The sequence below is a fragment of the Streptomyces coffeae genome (assembly GCF_016741875.1).
In the GTDB taxonomy this organism is placed as follows: Bacteria; Actinomycetota; Actinomycetes; order Streptomycetales; family Streptomycetaceae; genus Streptomyces; species Streptomyces coffeae.
In genome coordinates this window covers 41,259-65,679 of the sequence record NZ_JAERRF010000038.1, presented here as the reverse complement: position 1 = coordinate 65,679, position 24,421 = coordinate 41,259, and the positions used below count along the sequence as shown (strand labels likewise).

The 24,421-nt window shown below is 69.7% G+C and carries 14 protein-coding genes and 4 pseudogenes; 13 read left to right on the top strand and 5 right to left on the bottom strand.

Annotated features, from left to right (window positions below; translation table 11 throughout):
• Positions 1-503 precede the first annotated feature (503 nt).
• A complete protein-coding gene (locus JK363_RS37035) occupies positions 504-1,685 on the top strand; it encodes an acyltransferase family protein (protein ID WP_236076430.1) in 1,182 nt (393 codons plus the stop codon).
• 198 nt (positions 1,686-1,883) lie between these two features.
• Here the strand turns inward: JK363_RS37035 and JK363_RS43315 are convergent.
• A pseudogene (locus JK363_RS43315) lies at positions 1,884-2,064 on the bottom strand (DNA-binding response regulator); the annotation flags it as partial.
• Positions 2,065-2,395: 331 nt separating this feature from the next.
• Positions 2,396-2,644 (bottom strand): annotated as a pseudogene (locus tag JK363_RS37030) (transposase); the annotation flags it as partial.
• 4 nt (positions 2,645-2,648) lie between these two features.
• On the opposite strand from JK363_RS37030, the pseudogene JK363_RS37025 reads away from it, so the two are divergent.
• A pseudogene (locus tag JK363_RS37025) lies at positions 2,649-2,836 on the top strand (IS5/IS1182 family transposase); the annotation flags it as partial.
• Positions 2,837-2,989: 153 nt separating this feature from the next.
• On the opposite strand, the gene JK363_RS44450 reads toward JK363_RS37025, so the two are convergent.
• Positions 2,990-5,839: a LuxR C-terminal-related transcriptional regulator gene (locus tag JK363_RS44450; RefSeq protein ID WP_201882318.1), complete on the bottom strand. Its 2,850-nt coding sequence runs from the start codon at positions 5,837-5,839 to the stop codon at positions 2,990-2,992.
• A gap of 2 nt (positions 5,840-5,841) precedes the next feature.
• Positions 5,842-6,777, bottom strand: a complete 936-nt coding sequence (locus tag JK363_RS37015; protein WP_201882317.1) for a hypothetical protein — start codon at positions 6,775-6,777, stop codon at positions 5,842-5,844.
• A gap of 959 nt (positions 6,778-7,736) precedes the next feature.
• Here JK363_RS37015 and JK363_RS37010 point away from each other — a divergent pair.
• The 8 genes and pseudogenes from JK363_RS37010 to JK363_RS36985 all read left to right on the top strand — a co-directional run bounded on the left by JK363_RS37010 (position 7,737) and on the right by JK363_RS36985 (position 15,125).
• Positions 7,737-8,333, top strand: coding sequence for an ATP-binding protein (locus tag JK363_RS37010; RefSeq protein WP_201882311.1), 597 nt, complete (start codon positions 7,737-7,739; stop codon positions 8,331-8,333).
• On the top strand, positions 8,248-8,538 hold the full coding sequence (locus JK363_RS44900) for an nSTAND1 domain-containing NTPase (RefSeq protein ID WP_372444930.1): 291 nt from the start codon (positions 8,248-8,250) through the stop codon (positions 8,536-8,538). The genes JK363_RS37010 and JK363_RS44900 overlap by 86 nt, the downstream gene beginning before the upstream one ends.
• 191 nt (positions 8,539-8,729) lie before the next feature.
• Positions 8,730-9,071: pseudogene (locus JK363_RS44895) on the top strand (hypothetical protein); the annotation flags it as partial.
• Positions 9,067-9,294 carry a WD40 repeat domain-containing protein gene (locus JK363_RS44890; protein WP_372444929.1) on the top strand — a complete coding sequence of 76 codons (228 nt, stop codon included), beginning with the start codon at positions 9,067-9,069 and terminating at the stop codon, positions 9,292-9,294. The pseudogene JK363_RS44895 and the gene JK363_RS44890, both read left to right, overlap by 5 nt.
• A 782-nt stretch (positions 9,295-10,076) precedes the next feature.
• The gene (locus tag JK363_RS37000) at positions 10,077-10,550 is read left to right on the top strand and encodes an ATP-binding protein (protein WP_307822016.1); all 474 of its coding nucleotides are present in this window, start codon (positions 10,077-10,079) and stop codon (positions 10,548-10,550) included.
• Positions 10,551-10,840: 290 nt separating this feature from the next.
• Complete coding sequence (locus tag JK363_RS36995) at positions 10,841-11,065, top strand: hypothetical protein (RefSeq protein WP_201882307.1); 225 nt, start codon at positions 10,841-10,843, stop codon at positions 11,063-11,065.
• A 193-nt stretch (positions 11,066-11,258) separates the two neighbouring features.
• Entirely contained in the window at positions 11,259-11,780 is a 522-nt protein-coding gene (locus tag JK363_RS36990) for a hypothetical protein (protein ID WP_201882305.1), read from the top strand.
• A 624-nt stretch (positions 11,781-12,404) separates the two neighbouring features.
• The gene (locus tag JK363_RS36985) at positions 12,405-15,125 is read left to right on the top strand and encodes a helix-turn-helix transcriptional regulator (RefSeq protein WP_201882302.1); all 2,721 of its coding nucleotides are present in this window, start codon (positions 12,405-12,407) and stop codon (positions 15,123-15,125) included.
• Positions 15,126-15,224: 99 nt separating this feature from the next.
• On the opposite strand, the gene JK363_RS36980 is transcribed toward JK363_RS36985, so the two are convergent.
• Entirely contained in the window at positions 15,225-16,205 is a 981-nt protein-coding gene (locus JK363_RS36980) for an AfsR/SARP family transcriptional regulator (protein ID WP_201882300.1), read from the bottom strand.
• A 471-nt stretch (positions 16,206-16,676) separates the two neighbouring features.
• Between JK363_RS36980 and JK363_RS36975 the strand changes: the two genes are divergently transcribed.
• The 3 genes from JK363_RS36975 to JK363_RS36965 are packed head-to-tail and all read left to right on the top strand — an operon-like array spanning position 16,677 to position 24,356.
• On the top strand, positions 16,677-16,943 hold the full coding sequence (locus JK363_RS36975) for an acyl carrier protein (protein WP_201882298.1): 267 nt from the start codon (positions 16,677-16,679) through the stop codon (positions 16,941-16,943).
• A complete protein-coding gene (locus JK363_RS36970) occupies positions 16,927-17,814 on the top strand; it encodes a thioesterase domain-containing protein (protein ID WP_201882295.1) in 888 nt (295 codons plus the stop codon). Before JK363_RS36975 ends, JK363_RS36970 begins: the two co-directional genes overlap by 17 nt.
• Before the next feature lie 44 nt (positions 17,815-17,858).
• The gene (locus JK363_RS36965) at positions 17,859-24,356 is read left to right on the top strand and encodes a type I polyketide synthase (protein ID WP_201882293.1); all 6,498 of its coding nucleotides are present in this window, start codon (positions 17,859-17,861) and stop codon (positions 24,354-24,356) included.
• Positions 24,357-24,421 lie beyond the last annotated feature (65 nt).

Sequence of the window (24,421 nt, the reverse complement as noted above, 5' to 3'; positions counted from 1 at the left end):
ACCCCACCAGCAACACAGCAACACCAAGCTACGCGTGGTGGCCCAGGCTGTCGTGACGGCCGCCACCAGTGAGGAGCCGCTGCCGGAGGAACTGGCCGAGTGCGAAAGCCCAGGCGTGAGCCGGGCCTTCGCGGTAGTGGCAGAGTCGGCGGGGCGGCAGTGGCACCTGGGGAGGTCGCTCGCTGCCGCTCCACCCTCCTGTCACGAGCGAACGCAGGGCCCCAGCGCCGGATCGGCCCGGATTGAGGGCGGCGAAGCGTTGGGCCTGTCCGACGAGTGGCGGGAGGCCGTGAGGTCCGCTGTAGGCCATCCGGGTGAAATACGCCCTCCCCCCTATGCCGCGGCGCGAAACGGTGGGTCAATCGTGCCAGTCCGCGCGATGGGTCGCCCAGCTCTCCACGGCCACGGTCAGACGTCCATGTCGATCCCGGGTGACCCGCCCGCGTACCCATGCATGTGAGCGGCGGCTATGGGCCCCGGTGCCCATCAGCAGGAGGTCGCGCATGCGCCATGTGCTCCAACTGCCGTCCCGCCGTGCCTCCACAAACGGACGGGCTATCACCAGTCACAAAGACGCGGACCTGTCGGCGCAGGACAGCATGCGCCTTCACGCCCAGCGCCTGCCTTCCCTGACCGGTCTACGTTTCGTCGCCGCGGGAGGAGTCGTCTACACACATAGCTTCCTGCTGATGAACCCTGATGTTGAAGACCTGCGGCCCGAAGTCTGGGTGGGAGCGTCTTCGGTATCGCTCTTCTTCATACTGAGCGGCTACGTCCTCACCTATTCCGCCCGCCCGACCGACACCGCACACGCGTTCTGGCGTCGGCGTGTCGCCAAGATTCTCCCCAATCACGTATTCACCTGGTGCTTGGTCGTGGCCGCCTTGATCTTTACCAGCACTGCGGCCACTGTGAGTGTTTCCGGAACCGCAGCCAATGTGTCCAATCTATTTCTGGTAAACACCTGGATTCCCAGTCAGCGCTTCGTATTGGCAGGAAATCCCCCTTCCTGGTCACTGGCTGCGGAGATGTTCTTCTATCTCCTTTTCCCTTCACTCCTGCCACTGGTCGTTCGACTGTCGCGACGCGGCCTTCTCATTGGTGCCGGAACAGCCATCGCCCTCACCTGGACGTGGCCAATGATCTGCACATTCGTCGTTGGTCCTGATGGCACGGCATTCTTCAGCTTCTGGTCCGTGTACTTGCTACCCCTCGCACGCCTACCCGAATTCGTCCTCGGCATGTTGACGGCCCGTATCGCCATGACCGGAATCCAGCTGCCTCGGATCGGAGCTTTCCCAGCCGGGATGAGCGTCATCGGTACAATCATCTTCGGCAGCAGATACCTGCCTGAAACCTGCACGTATGCGGCTGCGACCGTGATCCCGATCGTATTGCTGGTCCACGCGACTGCGGAGCTGGACCGATGCGGCAAAGCGTCGCTGCTGCGCACATCACCTGCCGTTTTCCTCGGCGAGATTTCGTACGCAATGTATCTCGTCCACGGCATGACACTGGCGCTGGTGGTCTTGCCCCTCAAAGGACAGGAATGGAACGGCATCGCGATTTTCCCCGTCGCTCTTCCGCTGGTCGTGCTGGCCTCATGGCTGCTGTATCTGGGCGTCGAGAGACCATGCATGCGACGCCTCTCCACACCTCGTGCCCGCGCAGCAGCAACGCCCTGAGTCCAAGACACGGTACGGACACGGTATTCCAAGCCACGGCGGTGGCGCGTGACCCCCGCTGCTTTGCGGCTGGTGTCTGGGCCAGGACTTCGGGGCCGTGTCGTTGGGTTCTGACCCCCTCGTAGCAGGGACCTCGACCCTGGGCAGTGCTGCCTTGACAACTGACCCAGGGAACGCAAAAGCCATATCGACGGCCGTTTCCAGGACGACGGCGTCCGGCTCCACTTGGCCACGGTGCTCAGCGCGTCCAGGCCGTCGGCGGCGCCGCGGACGGTGAAGCCCTCGATCGCCAGCCCGTCCTCGAAGGCGGCCCGCACCTCGGCACCTCGGGGTCATCGTCGACGACGAGGATCCTCGCCCTCTCGGCCACGTCACTCATCTCGCCCTCGTGAGACTGCGACGGTGAGGCGGCCACGGGCTCGGACGCCTCGCAGCCCGTGGCATGGCAGACGGTCCTGGGCGGCTGTCAATCGTTGCTCTTAACTCCGGATCAGGCCGACCGGCGCCCAGCGCCGCGCCCCGCCGACAAACACCGTCGGCGGGGCCCGGTCCCGCTCTTCGGGCTGTGATGCACCAGATTGCTGGAGCTCACGGTGCACGACGTCATCGACGACGGCTCGACCGTGCACCTGAACCTTGACGGCCACAAGTTGCAACTGCCCCCGAAAGTTGCCCAGGTCCTGCTCGAGCTTGGCGACCGAAGCTCGTCCCGCACCGGGCCTACCCCGGTCCATGGGGCTCGGACCTGCAAGTTCGGCCCCTTTTTTAGCGCGGACATGGGCGGAGTCGAGGACCGCACGGGACAAGCCGACCAGGTCCCGCTCGTCCAGGTGCTGGAGAACCTTCTGATGCAGCCATCCCCAGACCCCGGCGCGGGACCAGATGGCAAACCGGCGATGCACGGTCGACTTCGACGCTCCGAAGCACGGTGGCAACGCACGCCAGGCGCAGCCGCTGACGGCAGATCCCGAGCCTCGCGACCAGCGGGCTCACCATGGGCGCCGTGGCAGCAACGGCGGCAGACCCGCTGGTTTCGACCCGGCACGCGCTGTGCCCGCAGGAACGAAGTCGAGCGGCTGATCAACCGTTTGAAGATCTCCCGGGCCGTGGCCACGCGCTTTGACAAGCGGGCGTACGTCTTTCACGGCACGGCTGGCCGTCGGCCGTCGCCACCTTCGGCGCCGTGCGGTCTCGGGCAGGGCGCCGGGCCGTCGCACGACCGCCTGGGCAGGGTCGCGGACGCTGCCGAGTCGAATCGGTCCGTCGCCCAGGGCCAGGTGTGTGGTCTCGGAACAGCCGACTGCTCAACTCCCCTGCTCGCCGTTGCGTGCCATCGAGCCGAGGGCATGCCGGGAGGCGACCCCCAACTTCTTGATGGCACGGGCCACATGCTGCTCGACCGTCCGTGGGGACAGGTGCAGGGCGCTCGCAATCTCGCGGTTGCTCATGCCGGCACCGGCGAGCTCCGCCGTCTCCTGCTCGCGCGGCGACAGCCGGTCACCGTAGCTGGGACGGCCTGGCGGGCGGCGTCTGGCGCTCGGATGTGACCGCAGTTCCGCTCGTACTCGGGCCACGTCCCATGTCGCGCCAATGGCATACAGCTCGTCCGCTGCGGTGGTCAGTTCCGAGATGCCGGCGGCGGTATCGGTGCTGTCACCCAGGGTGCACCGTCCGACGGCCTCCGCGGCGAGGGCCGCCTCGTAGGGCCGCGGAAGTGCCTGGTAGCGCGTGCGGGCGTGTCGGAAGTGCTCGACTGCTGTGCGGCGTTCGCCGTCCGCCTCGGCCAGTACCGCTCGGCACGACGTCAGTGCTGCTGCGGCGGCGGGTGCCTGTCGGCTCTTGATGCCTGCCGCGAACTCGTCCACCATCTCCCGTGCCGTGTCCAACTGTCCAGCCCGGGCGATTGCTTCCACAGCCCATGGGGCCAGTTCGGCCGCCCATACCCACACGGCCTTGGCCCGCAGTCTGGCCCAGCCCTCGGCCGCCTCCCGGGCCGCGTCCGCCAGGTCCTGGCGGGCCAGCGCGAGCCTGATGCGACCGCCCGCGGCCGCCACTACCCGCGGTACGGGGCCGTCGTCTTCCAACACGCCGGCACCGGAGAGCCAGCTGCCCGCCTGGCACCACTCGCCCCTCGCCAGGGCGAGCAGGCCGAGGACCAGTCTGGCGTCGCCCGCGGGGTACGGCATCTCGTCCGCCTCCGCCAGCAGCGTGCGGGCCCGGTCGGGCAGGCCCGCCCAGTGGCCGGTCATCATGTTCAAGAGCAGCGACGTGCCCCGAGTCGCCTGTGGCCCGCACCGTTGCCCATTGCGGGCGGCCAGCTTCAGTGCCGAGGCCAACAGGTCGTGCGCTCGCGGGTACTCGCCCAGCCAGGTGGCCGCACTGGCGGCGTTGGCCAGACCACGGGCTGAGTGCCGGAGAATCCGCAGGTCATCGTTGTCCCGGGGGAGCTGCTCCAGGTGCCGCCACCCGTCTGGATCACCTACGCTGAGCAGCGCGGCCGCCCGATTCGCCGCGACCGCGGCCTCAGCCACCGCGTCCCCACTCTCGGCCACTGTCGCCTCGGCCCGCGCCAACCAGGCGAGACTGTCCGCCAGCGAACCACGGGGCCAGTAGGGCAAGGCAAGGGCCGACATCGCCCGCGCCGCCAGCGCCGGGGAGCAACTCAACTCCTCAACAACTTTGACGAGTTCGGCACGACCATCGCCGCTCTGCCCATCCTGGTCACACTGGAGCAAAACTAAACCGAGGCCCAGGCGGATCTCGCCACGCGCAGCGGCGGGCAGCGCAGGGTCATCGACCAGGTGTTCCAGGACCTCCACGGTCCGGTCGGAGCGGGGGCCGTGGGACGCACTGCGTGCGAGCATCAAGGCCAGCCGAGCCCTGTCCGACCCCTGGACCACAGGACGTGCCAGCGTGTCCTCGAGCAACGAGATCGCCAGCTGGTGGTTCCCGGCCTCGATGGCCTCATGCGCGGCCTTCTCCACACTCCCCAGCCACGCCGCGATCCGGCCGGACGCGAAATGCTGGCGTGCCACGAGCGCCCATGGCACCGGGCGCCGGGCCACCAACGCCTCGGCCGCGCGTTCGTGCATCTCCCGCCGTACCGGGCCGGGTATCAGTTGATGGACGGCCGCGGCTCCCGCCGGTACGCAGAATCCGTACTGACCGAGTGCGAACTCGTGCAGCACCGCCCCGGAGAGCGTAGCCGTCAGCGCCGTGCGGCCGTTTCCCTCCGGTAGGGCTGCCACGAAGGTCAACTCCTTCTCGGTCGCGGCCCCGTCGAGCACTGCCGCCGCCTTCGCCACGCGCTGTGGCTCCTCATCCAGCGCCGCCATGCGGCCGAGCACCAACTCGGTGAGGCGAACCGGCACCGCAGCCTCGTCCGCGTCCCTGGCTGTCAACCGGCCCCGTCCGACTGGCTTGGCTGTTCCGCCCGCCAGGGAACGGGCCGTCCTCAGCTCCGCGGCCAGATCAGCAACCACCTGCGCGATTCCGCCCGAGCGCTCATGAAGCCGGGTGATGAACTGCCTGGAGCAGAGGTCCTCGCCCAGCGCGTCCACCGCCATCCGGCGGACCTCGGGCTCGCTGAGTGGTCCGAGCCGTAACCGGATGATGGTCAACCCGGCCGGGTAACCCACCCGGGCACCCAACACCAGCCCGGGATGGGCCAGTTCCTCGGGGCGATAGGTCAGCACGGCGAGAAGCCCGGCCGGAGGATGAGCCAACACGCTGCGCAGCGCGCGTGCGTCCTGCTCGTTCGCCCGGTGCATGTCCTCGGCAACCAGCACTACCGGAGCACCGGTGCCGGGCGAGGCAGCCAGCTCCGCGAGCGAGGCAGCCTCGAGTCGAGCCGCCCGTGGCGGCACCGGGCCTCCGGTCTGCGGGCCTCCGGGACGGCATGTGGGCCCGGCCTCCTTCACCGCCGACGCGGCCCCTGCCGGTCGGGTGGGCTCCTGGGCGACGAAGGCGCCTGAAGACGTGAACGTCACTGTCAGGCGAGGCGCCCGGCCGAGCTTTGACTGCGCGAGCAGCCAGTCCACGAACCGGCTCTTGCCCGTCCCAGCCGCTCCCTCGACGAGCACCAGCGCCGGGGTATTCCCCGCTGACGCCAGCGGCTCACGTACTGCCGCATCCCACTCGCGTTCGCGCTCCACGGTCACCTGCCTCGATCGGCGCTGGTGAGCGTCGGAATGGAGGCGGTGAAGCGAGCTGAGGCCGACCCTGCCGGCCGCAAGTGGATCAGCGTGAGGATGGCCACTCCAAGACCGATCAGGAAGCCGACGACGGCGACCGAGGCTCGGGTGGGGCGAGGAACGCGAGTGCGGCGCAGGGAGGCTGCTGTGGCCTTGCCTCGGTGCCTGGGGGTGGTGGTGGCTGTGGCCCGGCGTGTATACGAACGCGCTGCGGGTGCAGCGGCCCGGGCTCGGCCCGGAGATGTGGCCAGGAGCGGCGTATCGCCCAGGGGCTGGGGGGTGGCGGCCTTGGCATGGAGGTAGTGCTGTCCGGTCCACCAGCCCAGCAGCCGTACCGGGAGTTGCGCTGCGAGTTGCTTGTCGAGCCGGGTCACGTCTTTGTAGAGGCTCATGCAGGCTGGGCAGGAGCGGAGATGGTCCGCGGTTTCTTCGGCCGGAGGTGTTTCCGGCCGGGATGTGAGCCATTTGGCCGCGTCCTTGCAGCCGGGGCGCCCCAGCCGCTCGAGATACAGGTCCGTGCGGGCCTGCTTCAGTGCGCTTGCGGCCAGCTCGCATGCGGCCGGAGCGGCATCGGGAGCCAGCCCTGCGATGCGGGCTGTCAACGCGGGATCGTCCCGTTCCACCATCGAGTGCCACAGCAGGCACTGGGTGGTGGCCGGGAGACGCTGGAAGGCGAGGGCCAGCTGTCCGTCCTCGCCCCAGGGCCACCGGCCTCCCGCCGCGACCCAGGCATGGAAGTCCGGCGAGAGCGTGTCGCGCTCCCGGTGCCAGCGAGTGATCGCGGTGGTGCGGGCATTCCCCAGCAACTGGGGGCGCAGGCAGCCGGGGTGACGGGCCTCGACGAAAGGTTCCCCGGACAGCAATCGTTGCAGCAGCTGCTGAAAGACATGTGAGGTCACCTGGTGCGCCTGCCGTCGGCCTGTCACGCATTGGGAGGCGTATGCCTGCACAGCGGCGTAGTGACGGCAGTAGAGATCCTCAAAGAAGCCGGTCTGTCCGTTGCGTACCGCACGTATCAGAACGGAGTCCGAGAGAGGCTGCTCTTGCCGCCACGAGCCCAAGGATAAGTGCATCGAAGAGCCTTCCACTCAAGTCGGGTGGCACCCTGGAAGATTGCCGTCATGGCGGCGCCACCTACGTTGCCGGCCGAGGTTCTGCACCCGGGCAGGCAAGGGATCACGGTGATACTCAGCTGTGGGTGAATCCGGTGATGCGGAGGCCGGAATCGTCTGCGGTGTCCAACGCGGGGTACCCGTGTGGCCGACCGCCGTGGCTCTCCCGCCCGGAGTCGGACCGACCGCTCCCAGAAGGTGGCGCGGTCGCGGTCGGGCGGGACGGCTCCTGGACCGTCGCCGCGTCAGGCTGTCCCACGTCGGCATCCTTCTCCTTTCCCGGCTGTGCTTCACACTTCGTGTCCACACCTACACAGAGACGTCCGGTGCGGCGCTATGACGGGAGAATCCAAGATTTTTCTGGTGCCGCCCCCGCAGGAACCTGCTCACCGGCACCGGTGCGGCCGGAGACGCTGCCGTACGGCGACCGCGCGGTGCATGTTGATTGACCCATCGATTGCGTTACCGCTCTTAGCGTTTGTGTCACTGTGGCGGCGTTGGCGCTGGTGGCGGTCCTAGAGTGGCTTTCCGGTCCGGACCGGTCCGGACAACGGTGTGCACCGAGGCCAACCGGCGTCGGCCTGCCGGTCGGGGCCGGCCGGTCTCGGGGCGCAGGGGCAGTGACTGGAAGCGGGGTCGTCATCTGCCCGAGTCGGAGGCGGCGTTTCTGGTGTTGATCCGGGTGCTGATTGAAGCACTGCCGCGGCCGGGGGTGCTGGCTGGCGGGGTCAGTGGGGGTCTGCTGGATGAGGAGCAGTGGGCGGCGGTGGTTGCGGGCCGCCCGCAGTTTCCCGCCCGATGCCGAGCCCTGGGCACGGCAGTCGGCGGTGAAGCCGGCGGGGAACAACGAGCAGCCCGGGGAGACGGCGATCGGCGACGGGTGGGTGGCTGAGTGCCCGTTTCTGGGGTTGGCGCCGTTCGAGGTGGAGCAGGCGGAGTGGTTCTACGGACGGGAGAAGCTGACTTCGCGGCTGGTGGACACGGTTGCTGACCGGTTGGACCGGCCTGGGATCTTGATGGTGTCCGGAGCTTCGGGGGCGGGCAAGTCCTCACTGGTGCGTGCCGGGCTGCTGCCCGCGCTCGCTGATGGTGAGCTGAGTGCGGATTCGGCGCGGTGGCCGGTTGCGGTGATGCATCCCACCTCCCGGCCTCGTGATGAGCTGGCCCGGGTGCTTGCCAGGGTTGCTGGGCGTGACCCGGGTGCCATCCGCACGATGCTGGAGGCCGATCCGGAGCAGGTGCCTGTGGTGGTGCGGGATGTGGTGGACGCCCGCGCCGCCGGGCAAGGGAGGGCGGCGGTCAGCACCGGTGACCGGTTGGTGGCCCAGCTCCACCGATGCTGACCACTCCCGGGCCCCTGCTCCGGCCGCGGGCCGGCAGGATGGCCCAGGTCCCGGTCGGCATGGTGATCCGGGGTCGGCAGTCCAGGAGGTGGTGGAGGCCTTTGCCGCTCAACGTCTGATCGTGGTGGGTGAGAACACCGCGCAGATCACCCATGAGGCCTTGCTGTATGTCTGGGGGCGATTACGCGGCTGGCTCGGAAGATGACCCGGCCAACCGCGCCCTGCACGGCCAACTGGTGGACGATGCCGCTGACTGGGCGCGACACCACCGGCATCCTTCCTTCCTCTACCGGGGACCACGGCTGACCGCGGTCACCAACGCCCGGCAGCGCTGGGGCGCCGATCCCGAGCGTTATCCCACTCTCAGCAGGCAGGAGCAGGATTTCCTCGACGCCGGTGTCAAGGCCGAGACCCGCACTATGCGTCGACGAAGGGCTTTCACCACAGCCCTCACCCTGCTCCTGGTCCGCGCCATGGTCACTACCTCACTGGCCTACTGGCAGCGTGAAACCGCACGGGCCTCCCAGCGGGAGGCCATGTCCCGGCAACTGGCCACAGTCCGACGCGCTCATCGACACCAACCCCGATCTGGTTTCCCTGCCGGCCATCCAGGCCTACCGCACGAGCCCCACCAGCGAAGCCACCACCGGCCTCTACGCCGTGGCAGACCTCCCCCTCCAACACCGCTTCACCGGGCTGGGCGATTCCGTGATATCGGTGGTGTTCAGTCCGGATGGGCGTACCTTGGCGACCGCCAGCTATGACAAGACGGTGCGGCTGTGGGATACCGCCACCGCCAGTACGCGAAAGGCCCTCACCGGCCACACCAAGGGCGACGTCGGTGGTGTTCAGTCCGGACGGGCGCACCCTGGCCTCCGCCGGCTACGACCAGACGGTGCGGCTGTGGGACATCCCGGCCTTGGCGGTGGTCACCTCGAGGGAGCCGCCAAGGCCGGGCTGAACGCCGGCCGCCCGATGCGGTCGGGCCTCCGCCGTTATCGGCGGACAGGGGATGACCGTGACCACACCGGTCAGGTGTCTCTTGCCCGGCACCGGCCAGGGGAGGTGAACACACGCGCCGCGCCCGCCTGCCGTGGCGGCACCGTGCCGGCTCCTCCTTCCGGCGCGGCGCTGCCTCGGGACGACAGCGCGTCCGGAGGTGCTACGAACTTAGGTTCCTCGCAGTGGAGTTGCCTATCGGTGGTGGCAAATCACGGATGCGTAATTAACAGCGGGGAACTACGGGTGGATCACTCTTCGGGGGACCGTCGCGTGCGCTCCAGCAGGCCGCGCCCAACTTCGGGGAGGGGCACGGGCGACATGCTGCTCACTGTCCGCGGGGACAGATGCAGGGTGGCTGCGATCTCTTGCTCCCGTCGCACAGGGTCCCTGCAGCAGCCGATGCACGACCGCTGCTTCCACGGGCATGCGGAACCCGTAGTGGCCGAGCGGGAGCTCGTGCAGCACTGCTGCGACAGCGTGGCCGTCAGCGCTGCACGGCGGCCCTCCGCCAACCGGGCCGAGGCTCATCTCGGCAGGGTAAGCACCAGGGGTGCCCCATCACCTCGCGGTCGTGCAGCGCCTGGGTTCGATGGAAGCAGAGAACGAGACGCGGAGCGCGTACTCAGCGTCATTACGTATCCGTAAGTCGGTTCTCCTGCTTGTCGCAGGGGTAGTGCGACGGCCACGGTAGGAGCGGTCTCCCCACACAGCTCATCAGCGACCATTCCAGGAGAAACCGGCATGGCCATCATGGACAGCCTTCGATCTGTCACCGCCGACCACGCGAGGCTGGGCTCTGCAGCGCCGCCGCCCGGGCTGAGGCGGTTGCGGACGTTGTACATGACCCGGGCGGTGGCCGCAGCCGTACCGGAGCTACGGCACTTCGCGCGCAGTGCAGCGCAGCGATGGGGCATTCCTCAGGATGCGTGCGACACACTGTTACTCGTCGTCAGTGAACTGGTGACGAACACTGTGCTCCACAGTGGCAGCTCAGACGTGATGGCAGTGATCGTCTTCGACGGCGTCGCCGTGACCGTCGAGATCACCGACTCCGGCCGGTGGCTCGTACGCGACGTCAAGGAGGACCAGGACGCCGACTTCGGACGAGGACTGGACCTGGTCAGGGCCTGCACCAGCTGGTGTGCGGTACACCCGTCTGCTTCGGGCACCCGCGTCGTAGTCCGTCTCCCTGCCGAGTCCGGAGCCGGTCGGTGACAAGTAGGCAGACGGCGACACGGCCGTCACTTGGGAGGGGAATTCACTGCCTCGGACAAACGCCGCCGTGGTGCTCACGTACAACTATGACAACGCCTAGGGCTGTGCTACTTCGCCGAAGGGGCGACGGACAGGTCGGACCGTCCCCCTATGTTCCTGCTCACTCAGCGGCAGCCGGATCGATTCCGTGAGTCGTCGCCGATGGCCGGTGCCTCAGCGGTTCCCACAGACCCTCAGCTGCGCCGAGTGTGCCCAACCCTGCCAACCGACGTGAATGGAAGGCATCCTCGATGCACCCGCTCCTGGGCTTGCGGCCGCCACAGCAGCCCCTCTCCGACGCAGCTCTGATGCTCGCGGTACGCAAGGGAGAGATCGATTCCTTTCGACATCTGTATCGCCGCCATGACGCCGCTGTGCAGGCGTATGACGTCCAGCGCGTGGCGGGTCCACTGCATGCGCAGGAGGTGACTTCGCGTGTCTTTGCCGACCTGCTGCATCAGGTGCTGGCCGGTTGATTCCCCTCGTCGAGCGCAGTTATCCCGGCTGCCTGCGACCCCTCCTGCTCGGAAACGCCTGTACGACCGCCATCACGATCTCGCACCAGGAACCCGAAATCCTGTCACCGGACTTTCATGCCTGGGTCGCGGCGGGATGCCGCTGGCCCTGGGGGAGATCGGACGGTTGGTCCTCGCCCGCGAGCGTCTTCCGGTGAGCACCCAGCGCCTGCTGTGGCACTCCGTGGTGGAGCCAGACGCTCCCGCGTTGCTGGTCCGCATCACGGGACTGGCTCCCCATGCGGTTCTGGTTGCATGCGGACAGGCCAGAAGCGCCCTGCGTCAAGCCCGTACGGACCTGTATCTCGCGCGGCTGGAGCTTCAGGACTGCGACGAGGCGATCAGGCGCCTGGCCCTGCGATCCGAGGCGCCCCCCGTCAAGGAGCTGACGGGCCATCTCCGCACCTGTCCCGCCTGCGTGAGTGTCTACAAGGATCTGGTTCGGCTGGACAGGCACCTCGAAGCGCAATTGCCGGTACGGCTGCTGGGCTGGTGGACCGGCGAGCGGTACCTGCTGGCAAGGGCTGCCATCCCCGTGCCGCTGGGCGAAGCACCACTCCGGCGAGGCTTCTGGAGCGTGCCCGGGCCGATGTCCCCGTGCGGGCTGCTGATGCCTCCACAGAGGCTCCGGGTCTCCTGGTCGGCGCGGGCGTGGGCGGCGGCGTGCTTCTGCTGACCGCTTGTGAGGAGCAGCAGGGTTCTGAAGGGTGTCAATATCCCGCGCAAGGCCGCTGAGTTGGCCGTTTCTGCGGATCGTGAGGCGGTTGGGGGGTGAGGGGGGGATGACGATCGGGCGTCGCCTGGAGCGTGTAGGTCGAGGCTGCGGTGGGCTCGCCCTGCGTTGTCATGCTCGGAGTACGTGGTGAGGACCGTGCGCAGGTGCCATTCGCCGGTGATCAGGAGGCGGTCGGTGCATTCGGTGCGGGCTGTGCGGATCCATCGTTCGGCGCATGCGTGTGACCCTGGCCTTTGTTTGGGATCGGGATGACGGCTGTGCCGTTGTCGGCGTGGTCAGCATGTGATCCGGGCGGTAGACCAGGTTCTCCCTCGCCAGGCGCTGGATGAGCGCGACTGTCTCTTCCGGTAACGATGGCCGACCGGTGTGTGGCGCCACTCCCAGCGCACCAGACGGCGGCGCCGGGTCAGCAGCGTGCCCGAGCCCAGTAGTCGGCAGAAGATCAGTTAAGGCAGTCGCAGGCCCCCGATCGAATCACGCCCATGCTTCGATCACGGCAAAGCCTCTGGTCAGGTAGCTTACGGCCGTAAAGACACCCTTCAGCGGACTTCCGAGGTCAATGCAGTGCTGGAGCTGCCGTTGTGTCGAGGGGCTATCGCTCATCTTCTTTGTTCCGAATCTCGCGAGGACGTTGACATGCAAGAAACTCAGGACGATTGGATGCTGGCAGGACGTGCGGAAGAGCTGAAGGTCATCGACTCTGCCATGAGCCAGGGGAAAGGCGTCCTGATTGAGGGCCTTTTAGGCATGGGCATGTCTCAACTGCTCCGCGCGGTCCTGAGACAGGCCGAAGCCAAGGGCCTGACTGTGTTGTCGGTCGGCGGCACAGGGGGCGCGGCGGGTACCGCTGCCAGTGCGGCGTTCGACACCCTGGACACGTGCCTGGAGCGGCTGGTCCGGATGCGCCGCGAGCGAGGAGCCGTGCCCCCCGTGTTTGGCGTTGACGACGTGCACCTGCTCAATTCCGCTGCCGCCGCGCGGCTTTGCGCGCTGGCCTCTTCCGGCCGGGCCTCCATCGTCGCGGCGGCGACGCGGGAGGCCTGCCCCCCGGTAGGTATCGAGATGCTGTGGCTGGAGCGTCACGTCGAGCGCGTCGACCTCGCTCCCTTCGACCGGCCCGCTGTCGCCCGGGTCCTGCGTGCCCGGCTGGGCGTAGATGTCGGAGCCACCACGCTGGAACGCCTCTGGGCCACCACTCGTGGGCACCCGCTCCTGCTGCGGGAGCTGATCGAGCAGTCGCTCACCGACGGCTCGCTCTGCCGCGTCGGCGGGGTCTGGCGCTGGCGCGGTTCGCCCGGCGCGCCGGGCAAGCGACTGGCCGACGCGGCGCTGCTCAGGCTGCGGGACCTGACCTCGGACGAGCATGAACTCGCGTGCATGCTCGCCATCGCCGAGCCGTTGGAGACGGACCTGGTCGTGCAGTCAGGGCTGGGTGCCGCTGCCGAGTCGCTGTATGCCCGGGGACTGGTGGCGGAGGAGCGGGCCGAGCGTCGGATTCGGCTACGGCTGTCCGAACCGCTCACTGGCCATGTGCTTGCCTCCCGGATATCCGCCTTTACCGGCCGCCGCCTGCGAAGGCAGGTCGCCGACGCGCTCGCCGCCACCGGCGCGCGCAGAGAGGACGACGTGCTGCGCATGGTCACCCTGCGGATGGATGCGGGGCTCGTGCCCGAGCGAGCCCACCTGCTCGGGGCAGCCCTCACCGCCATCCGCCGGGGGAGCCATCAATTCGCCGAGCGTCTGTGCCGGGCAGCCCTCTCCCGCCTGGATGACGACGCAGCCGAGCTGACCCGTGCCCGTCTGCTGCTCGCCCGGGTGCTGTCCAGCACGGGACGCCACGCGGAGGCGGAGCAGGAGTTCGCCGCGGCGGCGGAGACTCCCGTACAGCAGCTCCCGCGGGACGAGTACGTGGACGCCTTCCGGGCCCGCGTGGACAACCTTGTCTGGGGGATGCGCAGGACGGCCGAGGCCGCGGCGCTGGCGGACGAAGCCATGCAGAGCCTCGACGGTCCGTCAGTGAGAGCGCTGGAGGGCTGCCGTGCTGCGCTCGCTCTCCATGCCGACCGGCTCGCGGATGTCCTTGCCATCGCCGACCGCGTGCTGCCGCTGGAACCGCCCGGATCGCCCACGACGCGGGCCATCCTGCCGGTGGCAGCCTTCGCCCGCCTGGAGCGGGGTGACCCGGTGGGCGCACTGGAGCTGTTGCGCTTCCATGGGGGACGTCTTGAGGACTGGGAGGACGACGCTCTGTGCCATCGGGACGCGGTCGTCGCGAGATGCCTGTTCCACCTGGGCGACCAGGAGGCTTCAGCCTCGATGCTGGAGGAGATGGAGCGCAGCACGGACCTCCACGACCGGGCCCGGCAATTTCACACCTCCGCGACGCGAGCATGCCTGTATCGCAAAGGCGGACGGCTCAAGGAAGCGGTGGAGCTGTTGCGCGAGGTCGGAACCGTCCGGATACGGCACGACTGGCTCGACACACACTGCACAGTCGGCTGGCTGGCCGGTGTTCTGGCCGAGGTAGGGGAGCACAGCGAGGCGCTCTGCACGCTGCTGGAGGCCGACAGCGAGGAGAGCGACAAGCCGGACTATCCGATCGTGCGGGACAGCATCGCCCAGGAACGCGCCTTGGTGCTCGCGTACGCGGGGGATGTCTCCGGAGCTGTTGGCCAGGCCATGGAGGTGGCCAAATCGGCCTCCGAAGCGGGGCGCACCCTGGTGGCCGTCGCGGCCTTGCACCTGGTGGCCCGCGTCGCGGATGCCGCACCGCTCACCCGCCAGGCGCGGCGGCTCGCCGATGGCAGCACCTCCGAACTCGTCCACCTCCAGACCGACCACATCGCCGCACTCGCCGCCGCGGACGGCGACGCCCTCCGGGCCGTGGCGGCCCGGTTCCGGGCCATCGGCGCGCTGCCGCTCGCCGCGGAAGCCTTGGCCCAGGCTGCCCGCGTACACCAGACAGCGGGGCAGTTGCGCAAGAGCCAGGCGGCGTGGGCGGCATGCCAGGAGATCCTCACCGCCACGGGGGGCATGCTGCCTCCCTGGGCGGCGCGCGAGGGCTCCGATGAGCGTCCGGCTGCCACGCTGACCACACGCGAACGCGAAGTCGCCGCCCTGGTGGCCTCCGGCCTTTCGAACCGGGATATCGCGGCCCGTCTGGTGGTCTCGGTCCGTACTGTGGAGAACCATCTGCACCGCGTCTACAACAAGTTGGGGATTTCAGCGCGCACGGACGTCGGCCGTGCCCTCGCGGGCCAAGGCGGCGACCGCGCCTCCGCCTGAGATCCGGTGCCGATGCGGTCGCGGCCGGTTCACCGGCAGCGGTGCCCAAGGCGCCCGAGCGGGAGGGAGCCTGCCTCTCCCGCTCGGCCCGGGGCGCCCTCAGGTGGTGGGGCCGAGGTGGAAACCCCGGCGGGTCTTCAACGAACGGATCAGCAAATCTGCGCTGCTGTGGTGGAGTTCGCCGAGGTCTTCCAGGGCTGGGGGCGATGCGGTGTCGCGCCGGCGCGGCAGCAAGGAGGACTCTGGAGCCACCAGGGTTGTCATCTTCTCCAGCGCGGCCCACAGCAACCCCTGCTCTTCGGTCAGGCGGTCGACGTGCTGCCGCAGCCGGTCGATCTCCTGCGTGGCCGCCGTGTCGCGAGCGGGCGGGGCGACGGCCGTCGGTCGGGGTGCGACCGGTTCCGGACTCGGCCATACGCCTGCCTCGTGAGGCGGTCGCGGCGGTGAACTCGGCTGCTGCTCCCATCGGCGCCGCGCGAGGGCCCACTGGTCGCGGAATACCGGCCGCTCAGGGTGGGCGGCGGCCAGTTCCTTGAGCGGGGCGAGCACCTCCTCGCACCGACCGAGGCGGATGGTGACAGCATAGAGATGCTCAAGAGCCCGCAGGCGCTCTTCCTCGAGCCGGGCGGCGATCTGCGCGTACAAGGGACCATAGGAGTCGGCCTGTGGATCGGGGCTACTCCATAGCGCCATCGCACGTTGCAGGAGCTGGGCAGCCGTGTTCGGATCGTCCGCGCACTTGAGCGCCCTGGCCACCAACAGCCGGAAGCGGACACAGTCGAGTTCCTCGGGGCGGACGTCCAGCAGATATCCGGATCCCCGGGCGATCAGCCGGGGTGTCTTGGCGCGGGCGGGCTCGCTCTCGATCAGCAATTGCCGCAGGCGCGATACGTGCGCCTGAAGGGCATTCACCGCCTTGTCCGGGGCGAGATCGCCCCACACCTCCTTGATCAGCGCGGCTGTTGGAACCGGCGATGATCGCCAGGCGAGCAGAGCCCCCAGCAGCAGGCGTTGCTTGGGACTGTTCAACCGGATGGGGCGCTGTCGCGCCTCGTCGTAGATGCCTGGCGCGCCGAGCACTCGGAACTGCACCGCTCACCTCCCCAATGCGGCGCGGCCCCCGCCGCGCCATTGCCTTCGAGCAAAGCACGGGAAATGGGCGAGAGCCTGAGTGCGCAGCACTCAAACCTGACCGTCCCGAATAGGTGTATGCACACCAGGTGGCCCCTGGTCGGAACGACGATTACCGGTGGTAGTTGAGTGATCGCCACTCACTCCTTCCTGACACATGCTGACGAAGCGTCGATCACTCCCTCGCGGATGTCCTGACAGGCGCGCTGACAGCCTTGCGTAAACCTGACGTCAGCGGTCGTCGCTCCGCTCCCCATCATCATGTGCGCAGGTAGGAAAGGTGCTGCTGACCGGAGGTCCGGTCGCCGTCCGTGTCAGCAGCGCCCCGTGCGCCGCCGCTCGGCTGCATCCCTGACGGGCGGGTGCCTAGATTCCCTGCGACGCCAGAACCCCGCGACAACGTAGGAAGGGAAATGCGGCATGCGACATGTATTGGCTGATGAGGCCCAGACGTGGCTGATCGAGAAGATCGCCCACCGGCTCGGGGTCGAGCCCGCCGAGGTTCCGCCGGAGCAGTACTTCGACGAACTGGGCCTGGACAGCACCGAGGCGCTGATCCTCGCCGGCGAGATGGAGAGCTGGCTGGGCTTCGAGCTGGCCACGACAGCGCTCTGGTACCACCCGACCATCAAGGACCTGGCGGCCCACATCGCCGAGGAGAGCGGCCGGCGTGCGGCAGCAGCGTAGAGCGGGCCGCGCGGGGGCGTCGCCCATCGTGCTGCGCCATCGTCAGGCGGTCCCGGGCGCAACCACGGTGTGTGCCGTGCACCCCGGCTCGCTGCCCGTGGGCGTGTGGGGCCACCTCGCCGACGCACTGCCGCAGGACACCGGACTCACCGTGCTCGACCTCGCGGGCGTGCCCGAGTACTTTGAGGCGGCCCTTTCCGGCGACCACGCCGACCTCAGCATCGCCTCGCTGGCCGATCGGCTCACCGCCGCCTACCGCGCCGACCGCGAGGGTCCTCCGCAGTCGCCCGCACCGGTCTTCGTCGGCTGGTCGTTCGGTGGCGTCCTCGCGCAGGCGGTGATCGAGCGACTCGCGCCCGAGGAGCGGCCCGACCGCCTCGTCCTGGTTGACTCCATCGCGCCGACCGACGCCTACCAGCAGCCGGACGACGCGCTCGACGTTCCGCTGCTGCTGCGCTGGTTCGCGATGTACCTGGGCGCCAAGCGCAGCCGCGACCTCTCGACCTGCTTCGACAGCATGGGTACGGACGACCTGGCCACGGGTCTCGAGCTCCTCCTCGACGCCGCCGTCACGTCCGGCGCGCTGCCTCCCGACACCCCGCCGCCCGGCCTGCGCAAGCTCTACGACACATACGTGGAGGGTCTGTTGCGCAACAACCGGCTGACCGCAGGTCACCGGCCGCCCGTCTCGTCCGTGCCGTTGGTCCTGATCAAGGCCGAGCGGAGCCTGATTCCGCAGGACAAGACGCTCGGCTGGACGGAGCTCGCCCGGCACGGCCTCAGCCTGCACGCCGCCCCGGGTGACCACTACACGACGCTGACCCGCCCGGACGCCGCCGAAGTCATCGCCGAGCTGTCCGGCCGCCGCTGACCGGGCCGGACCGCGCGTTCGCCCCAGATCCAGAGAGACTCGCCGTGAAACATCCGCAGGACACCGCTTACGCCACTGGCGCCGGTCTCGATCGGCGCCTCGTCCGTGACCCGATCGCCATCGTCGGCCTCGCCGCTCTCTACCCCAAGGCGCTGGATCTGAGGGCGTTCTGGGACAACGTCATCTCTGCGGCCGATTGCATCGAGGACGTCCCGCGCAGCCACTGGGATGTCCGCGAGCACTACGACCCGGACCCGACGGCGCCCGACAAGACCTACGCCAAGCGTGGCGGCTTCATCCCCGACGTCGCCTTCAACCCGCTGGAGTTCGGTCTGCCGCCGAACACCCTGGAGGTCACCGACGTCCTCCAGCTGCTCAGCCTCGTCGTCGCCCGCGACCTGCTCAAGGACGCCGGGGCCGACCAGCCCTGGTACGACAGGTCGCGCACCGGCGTCGTCCTCGGCATCACCGGCGCCAACCAGCTCACCCAGCCGCTCACCGCCCGCCTGCAGACCCCGGTCGTCAAGGAGGTCGTACGCAGCTGCGGCCTGAGCGACCGGGACGCGGAGGAGGTCGCCGCCAAGTTCGTGAAGGCGTACGCCCCGTGGGAGGAGAACTCCTTCCCCGGCATGCTCGGCAACGTCGTCGCCGGGCGCATCGCCAACCGGTTCGACCTCGGCGGTATCAACATGACCGTCGACGCTGCCTGCGCCAGCTCGCTGGGCGCCGTGCGGGCCGCTGTGAGCGAGCTGCTCGAAGGCCGCTCGGACACGATGCTGGTGGGCGGCTGCGACGCCGAGAACACCATCTTCATGTACGTGTGCTTCAGCAAGACCCCGGCCCTGTCGAAGTCGGGCCGCATCCGGCCCTTCGACAAGGACGCCGACGGCACACTGCTCGGCGAGGGCATCGGCATGCTGGCGCTGCGTCGCCTCTCCGACGCCGAGCGCGACGGCAACCGCATCTATGCGGTCCTGCGGGGCCTTGGCACCTCCAGCGACGGGCGGTTCAAGTCCATCTACGCGCCGCGCAAGGAGGGCCAGATGGCCGCCCTGCGCCGCGCCTACCACGATGCCGACTGCTCGCCCGCCAGCGTCGAGCTGTTCGAGGCGCACGGCACCGGCACCGTCGTCGGCGACGCGACCGAGCTCAGTGCGCTCTCCGCCGTCGTCGGCGAGACCACCGACGCCACTTCGTACGCAGCGATGGGAAGCGTCAAGTCGCAGATCGGGCACACCAAGGCCGCTGCCGGGGCCGCTGGAATGATCAAACTGGCGCTCGCCCTGCACCACAAGGTGCTTCCGCCCACCATCAACGTCGACGCGCCCAACCCGATCATCGACTTCGCTCATGGGCCCTTCTACGTCAACAGCGAGTCGCGCCCCTGGATCCGCGACCCGCGCCGCGCCACGCGCCGCGCCGCGATCTCATCCTTCGGCTTCGGCGGCGCCAACTTCCACCTCGTCCTGGACGAGTACGGTGATGGCGACGACCTCAAGGTCATGTTCCCCGTCGCCCAGGTGCACCTGTGGCACGCCCCGGACCCCGCCACCCTGGAGCAGGCTCTTGCCGACGGGCGGCCCGCGCACGGCGGACCAGTGCCCGAGGGCCACGCGCGCCTCGCCTTCGTCGCCCGCACCGAAGGGGAGCTGGCCGCCCTGCGCGAGACGGCCCTCAAAGAGCTGCGTGTCCGTAAGACCGCCGAGTCCTGGTCGCACCCCAAGGGCATCCACTTCCGCCGCTCGGCCGCCCGCCGCCTCGGCAAGGTCGCCGCGCTCTTCGCCGGGCAGGGCAGCCAGTACGTCAACCCGGGGATGACCGCCGTGCTCGCGCTTCCGCCGCTGCGCGCCGCCTTCGACCAGGCCAACCGGCACTTCGAGGGCGTCGAGCCGCTGTCCCGCGTCGCCTTCCCGCCGCCGTCCTTCGACGCCGAGGGCCGCGCTGCGCAGGAGGCGGCGCTCCGGGCCACCGAGTATGCGCAGCCCGCGATCGGCGCGCTGTCCGCCGGCCAGTTCCGCTACCTGAGCGAACTCGGCTTCGCCGCCGAGGGCTTCTTGGGCCACAGCTTCGGCGAGCTGACCTCGCTGTGGGCCGCCGGGTCCCTCGACGACGAGGCGTACTTCGCGCTCGCGCGGGCCCGCGGCAAGGCGATGGCCCCGCCCGCGGACGCGGCGCCCGGCTTCGACGCCGGCGCGATGGCTGCCGTCCCGGCGCCCGAGGAGCGCGTGAAGGAGCTGCTCGTCAACCGCTCAGGGCTCGCCGTCTGCAACCGCAACGCCCCCGACCAGATCGTCGTGGGCGGCGCGACCAGCGAGGTGACGAAGCTGGTCGCGGAGGCCGACGAGGCGGGCCTCAAGGCGTCGTTGCTGCCCGTGTCCGCCGCGTTCCACACGCCGTTCGTGGAGCACGCCCTCGCCTCCTTCCGCACCCACGTCGAGGCCGCCGAGGTGCGCGAGCCGCGCGGCCAGGTCTTCGCCAACACGCGTGGTGTCGTGTACGGGGACGACATCGCCGCCAACCGCAAGGCGCTCGCCGAACAGCTCATCCACCCGGTGGACTTCGCCACCCGGGTCGAGGAGATGTACGCGACAGGGTTCCGGGTCTTCGTCGAGTTCGGCCCCAAGGGCCTGCTCACCGGCCTGGTGCGGCGCACGCTCGGCGACCGCGAGCACGTGGCGCTGTCCCTGGACGGTGGCCCCGGCAAGGACGCCGACGTGGCCCTCAAGCAGGGGGTGGCCCAGCTCGCCGTACTCGGCCTGGAGCTGAGCACCGCCGACCGGTACGTCGCGCCGGTCCCGGCCGAGGTGCCCACCAAGGGCATGACCGTCCTGCTCAACGGCATCAACTACGTGTCGTCGGAGCGCAGGGCCGCGTACCGGGACGCGCTGGAGAACGGGTACCAGGTGGTTCTGCCCACGGCGCCCGCGCCGGAGCCCGCGCTTGTGGCGGAGCCTGTGGCTGTGGCGGCTCCGAAGGCCGCGCCCGCGCCTGCCCCGGCCCTGGTGCCCGTGCCCGCTGCGGCTCCGGCTCCCGTACCCATTCCCGTTCCCGCCGCCACCGTCAGGGAGACAGCTCACGTGGACAGGGCAGCCACCGCGGCCACCGACCGACTGGCCGAACTGATGGGCGACCATCTCGCCCTGCACGACGACTACCTCACCGGTCAGCTGCGGAGCGCCGAGCGCCTTGCCGCGCTCCTGGAGTGCGCCGCTGCCCAGGGCCGCACGACGGAGGTGCTGCCCGGCGTCAACGCGGTCAAGGAGCACGGCCTTGCCATCGGCCGCACCCACCTGCGGGCCAACGAGATCCTGCGCGACCTGGCCGGTCTGGAGAACGGCATGGCGCCGGTACGGGGGTCCGGCGCGGCCGCGCGCACGGCGGCCCCGATGTCCCCCGCGCCCCCCGAGCCGATGACCGTGGCCCCGGCGGCCCTTCGGCCGGCGCCGACTACGGCTCCGGCCGCCCCGGTCCCGACTGTGGCCGTGCCTGCTCCTGCCCCGGCCGACGCTGTCGATACGGGCCCCGACAAGGCGTTTATCGAGGCCGCTCTGCTCGAGACGGTGGCGGAGAAGACGGGTTACCCGGCGGACATGCTGGAGCTGAGCATGGATGTCGAGGCGGATCTGGGGATCGACTCGATCAAGCGTGTGGAGATCATGGGTGTGCTTCAGGAGCGGTTCTCCGCCGAAGTCACCGCTGGTCCGGAGCAGTTGGCCGAGCTACGCACGCTGGGTGACATCGTCACCTTCGTGGCAGGGCAGGAGCCCTCCACCGCCCTCGCCGCCCCGGCTGCTCCCGCCGCCTCCGGCCTCGACAAGGCGTCCATCGAGGCCGCTCTGCTCGAGACGGTGGCGGAGAAGACGGGTTACCCGGCGGACATGCTGGAGCTGAGCATGGATGTCGAGGCGGATCTGGGGATCGACTCGATCAAGCGTGTGGAGATCATGGGTGTGCTTCAGGAGCGGTTCTCCGCCGAAGTCACCGCTGGTCCGGAGCAGTTGGCCGAGCTACGCACGCTGGGAGACATCGCCACCTTCGTCTCGGGCCAGGCGCCCGGCACCAACACTCCCGCTGCCCCGGACGGCCCGGCGGGTACGGCGACACCGGAGGCCGCCGCCGGCACCGGGCCCGGCCGTATAGGCCGCGGCCAGGCCGCCCTCCTCACACTGCCTACACCCGACAAGCTCGTCGACGCCTACCCCAAGGGCGCCGTCGCGCTCGTTGTCGACGACGGCAGTGAACTGGTCGCCGCCCTCAACGAGCAACTGGTCGAGGCGGGCCTGCGGGTGCACACACTGCGTCTGCCGGGCGTGCCGGAGCGGGGCAAGGAGGCCAGGGGCGCCAAGCAGCACGCGCTCCGCGACTGGCGCGTGACCGAACTCGTCGCCCGCGTCGAGGAGATCCTCGGCGACGGTGACGGCAAGGGCGTCTCCCTCGTCGTCGACGTCGCAGTCGAGGCCACCGGATCCTGGGCCGATGGCGTGCGCCGCCTCGCGCACTCGCTGCTCGTCGCCAAGCACATGATCGAGCCGCTTGCCAAGGCGGCCGCCGACGGGCGCGCCGGGTTCGTGACCGTGACCCGGCTCGACGGGGCGTTCGGGTCGACCGGGGTGGACGAAGAGCTGGTGCCCGCGAGCGGGGTGACCGGGCTCGTGAAGACCATGGCCATTGAGGAGCCCGGCGTGTTCTGCCGCGCCCTTGACCTCGCCCCGGCCCTCGACGCGGACAGCGCCGCCCGCCTCGTACTCGCCGAGGCGTACGACGCGGCAGCGGAGCCCACGCAGGTGGGGCTCGACGGCACGCGCCGGGTCGGCCTCGGACTCGGGGACACCCCCTCGTACGCCTCGGGCGTCGCGGACGCCCCGGATCTCGGCACCGGCGACCTGCTCGTCGTCACCGGTGGCGCCCGTGGCATCACCGCCGCCTGCGTCGCCGAGCTGGCCCGCACGCACCGTCCCGGTCTGCTGCTTCTGGGCCGTACACCGCTCGAGGACGAGCCCGCGTGGGCGCGCGGCGTCGAGGAGACGGGCCTGAAGGCCGCCGCGGCCGTCGCCCTGAAGGCCGAGGGCGAGAAGCCCACGCCGAAGCGGGTCGAGCAGCTCTTCCGGGCGGTGGCCGGCGCCCGGGAGATCCGGCAAACCCTGGAGCGGGTACGGGAGTGCGGCAGCGAGGCCGAGTACCTCACCGTCGACATCACCGACCCCATCGCCACCACCGCCGCCCTCACCCCGTACCGCGAGCGCATCACCGGCCTGGTGCACGGCGCGGGCGTTCTGGCCGACCAGCTGATCGCCAGCAAGAAGGCGTCCGAGGTCGAGCGGGTCTTCGCGCCGAAGCTGGTCGGGCTCCGTTCGGTCATGGCCGCCGTGGACGCCGACAAGCTGCGGCACATCGTGCTCTTCTCCTCGGTCGCCGGGTTTTTCGGCAACCGCGGTCAGTCCGACTACGCCATGGCCAACGAAGCCCTCAACGCCTGGGCGGCGTCCTGGAAGCAGCGCCATCCCAAGGCCCGGGTCACCTCTCTGAACTGGGGCGCCTGGGACAGCGGGATGGTCTCCCCGGAGATCAAGGCCGTCTTCGAGGAGCGCGGTATCACGCTGATCCCGGTCGACGAGGGAGCCTCCCTCTTCGCTGAACAGTTCACCGCCGAGCGCGCCGGTGACGTCGTCACCGTCCTCGGCCCGACCACCCCGCTCCCTGGGCGCGAGCCGGAGTCGCGTGCCGCCGCTGTGACGGTGGAGCGGAGCCTGAGCGGCCTCGTGACCACCCCGATTGTCGCCGACCACGTCATCGGTGACGCCCCGGTCCTTCCGGCCGCCGTGGCGCTCGGCTGGGCCATCGGCGCCGTGGAGCGCGCCAACGGCTGCGAGGTACGCGAGGTGCGGGACTTCTCCGTGCACAAGGGCATCGTCTTCGACGGGAGCCAGCCGGAGACATTGCGCCTTGAAATGACACCGGCCGGGGACACCACCGAGGTCGTCGTGCGGTCCGTGACGAAGGACGGCGCCGTCCGCCCGCACTACGCGGCTGTGACCTCCACCGAGACGCACGCCGCCGCCACCGTCAGTGGGCTGCCGCGGCTGGGCGGCGGCCGGGACGCGGCGGGACTGTATGCCGACGGCACGCTCTTCCACGGGCCCGCCCTGCGCGGGGTGCGCCGGGTGCTCGCCGAGGACGAGAAGCGGCTCGTCCTGGAGTGCGCGCTGTCCGAACTGCGGCCCGAGGGCGGTGCGTTCGCAGGGGCCCGGTTCGCTCCCGGCACCGCCGATCTGCTGTTGCAGGCGGGCCTGGTGTGGGTGCGGCTGTTCCGCGGCACCGCCGGTCTGCCGCTCGCGGTGGCGAAGGCGGAGCTGCACGCGGCGCTGCCGGACGGCGAGCCGTTCCTGGTCGTCGTGGAGCCGGGCGAGAAGAACGCCGCTTCCGGCGGGACCGGTCACCAGCTCACCGTGACCGCCTGCGGGGCCGACGGCCGGGTCCTGACCCGCCTCCACGGCCTGTGCGTGGTCCCGGCCCCGCAACTGGAGGCGAAGTTTCGCCAGTAGCGCGGCGGTCCCGGTCAGCAGCTGACCGACCCCGCACCTGACGAAGCACGAACGCGCCAGTCCGG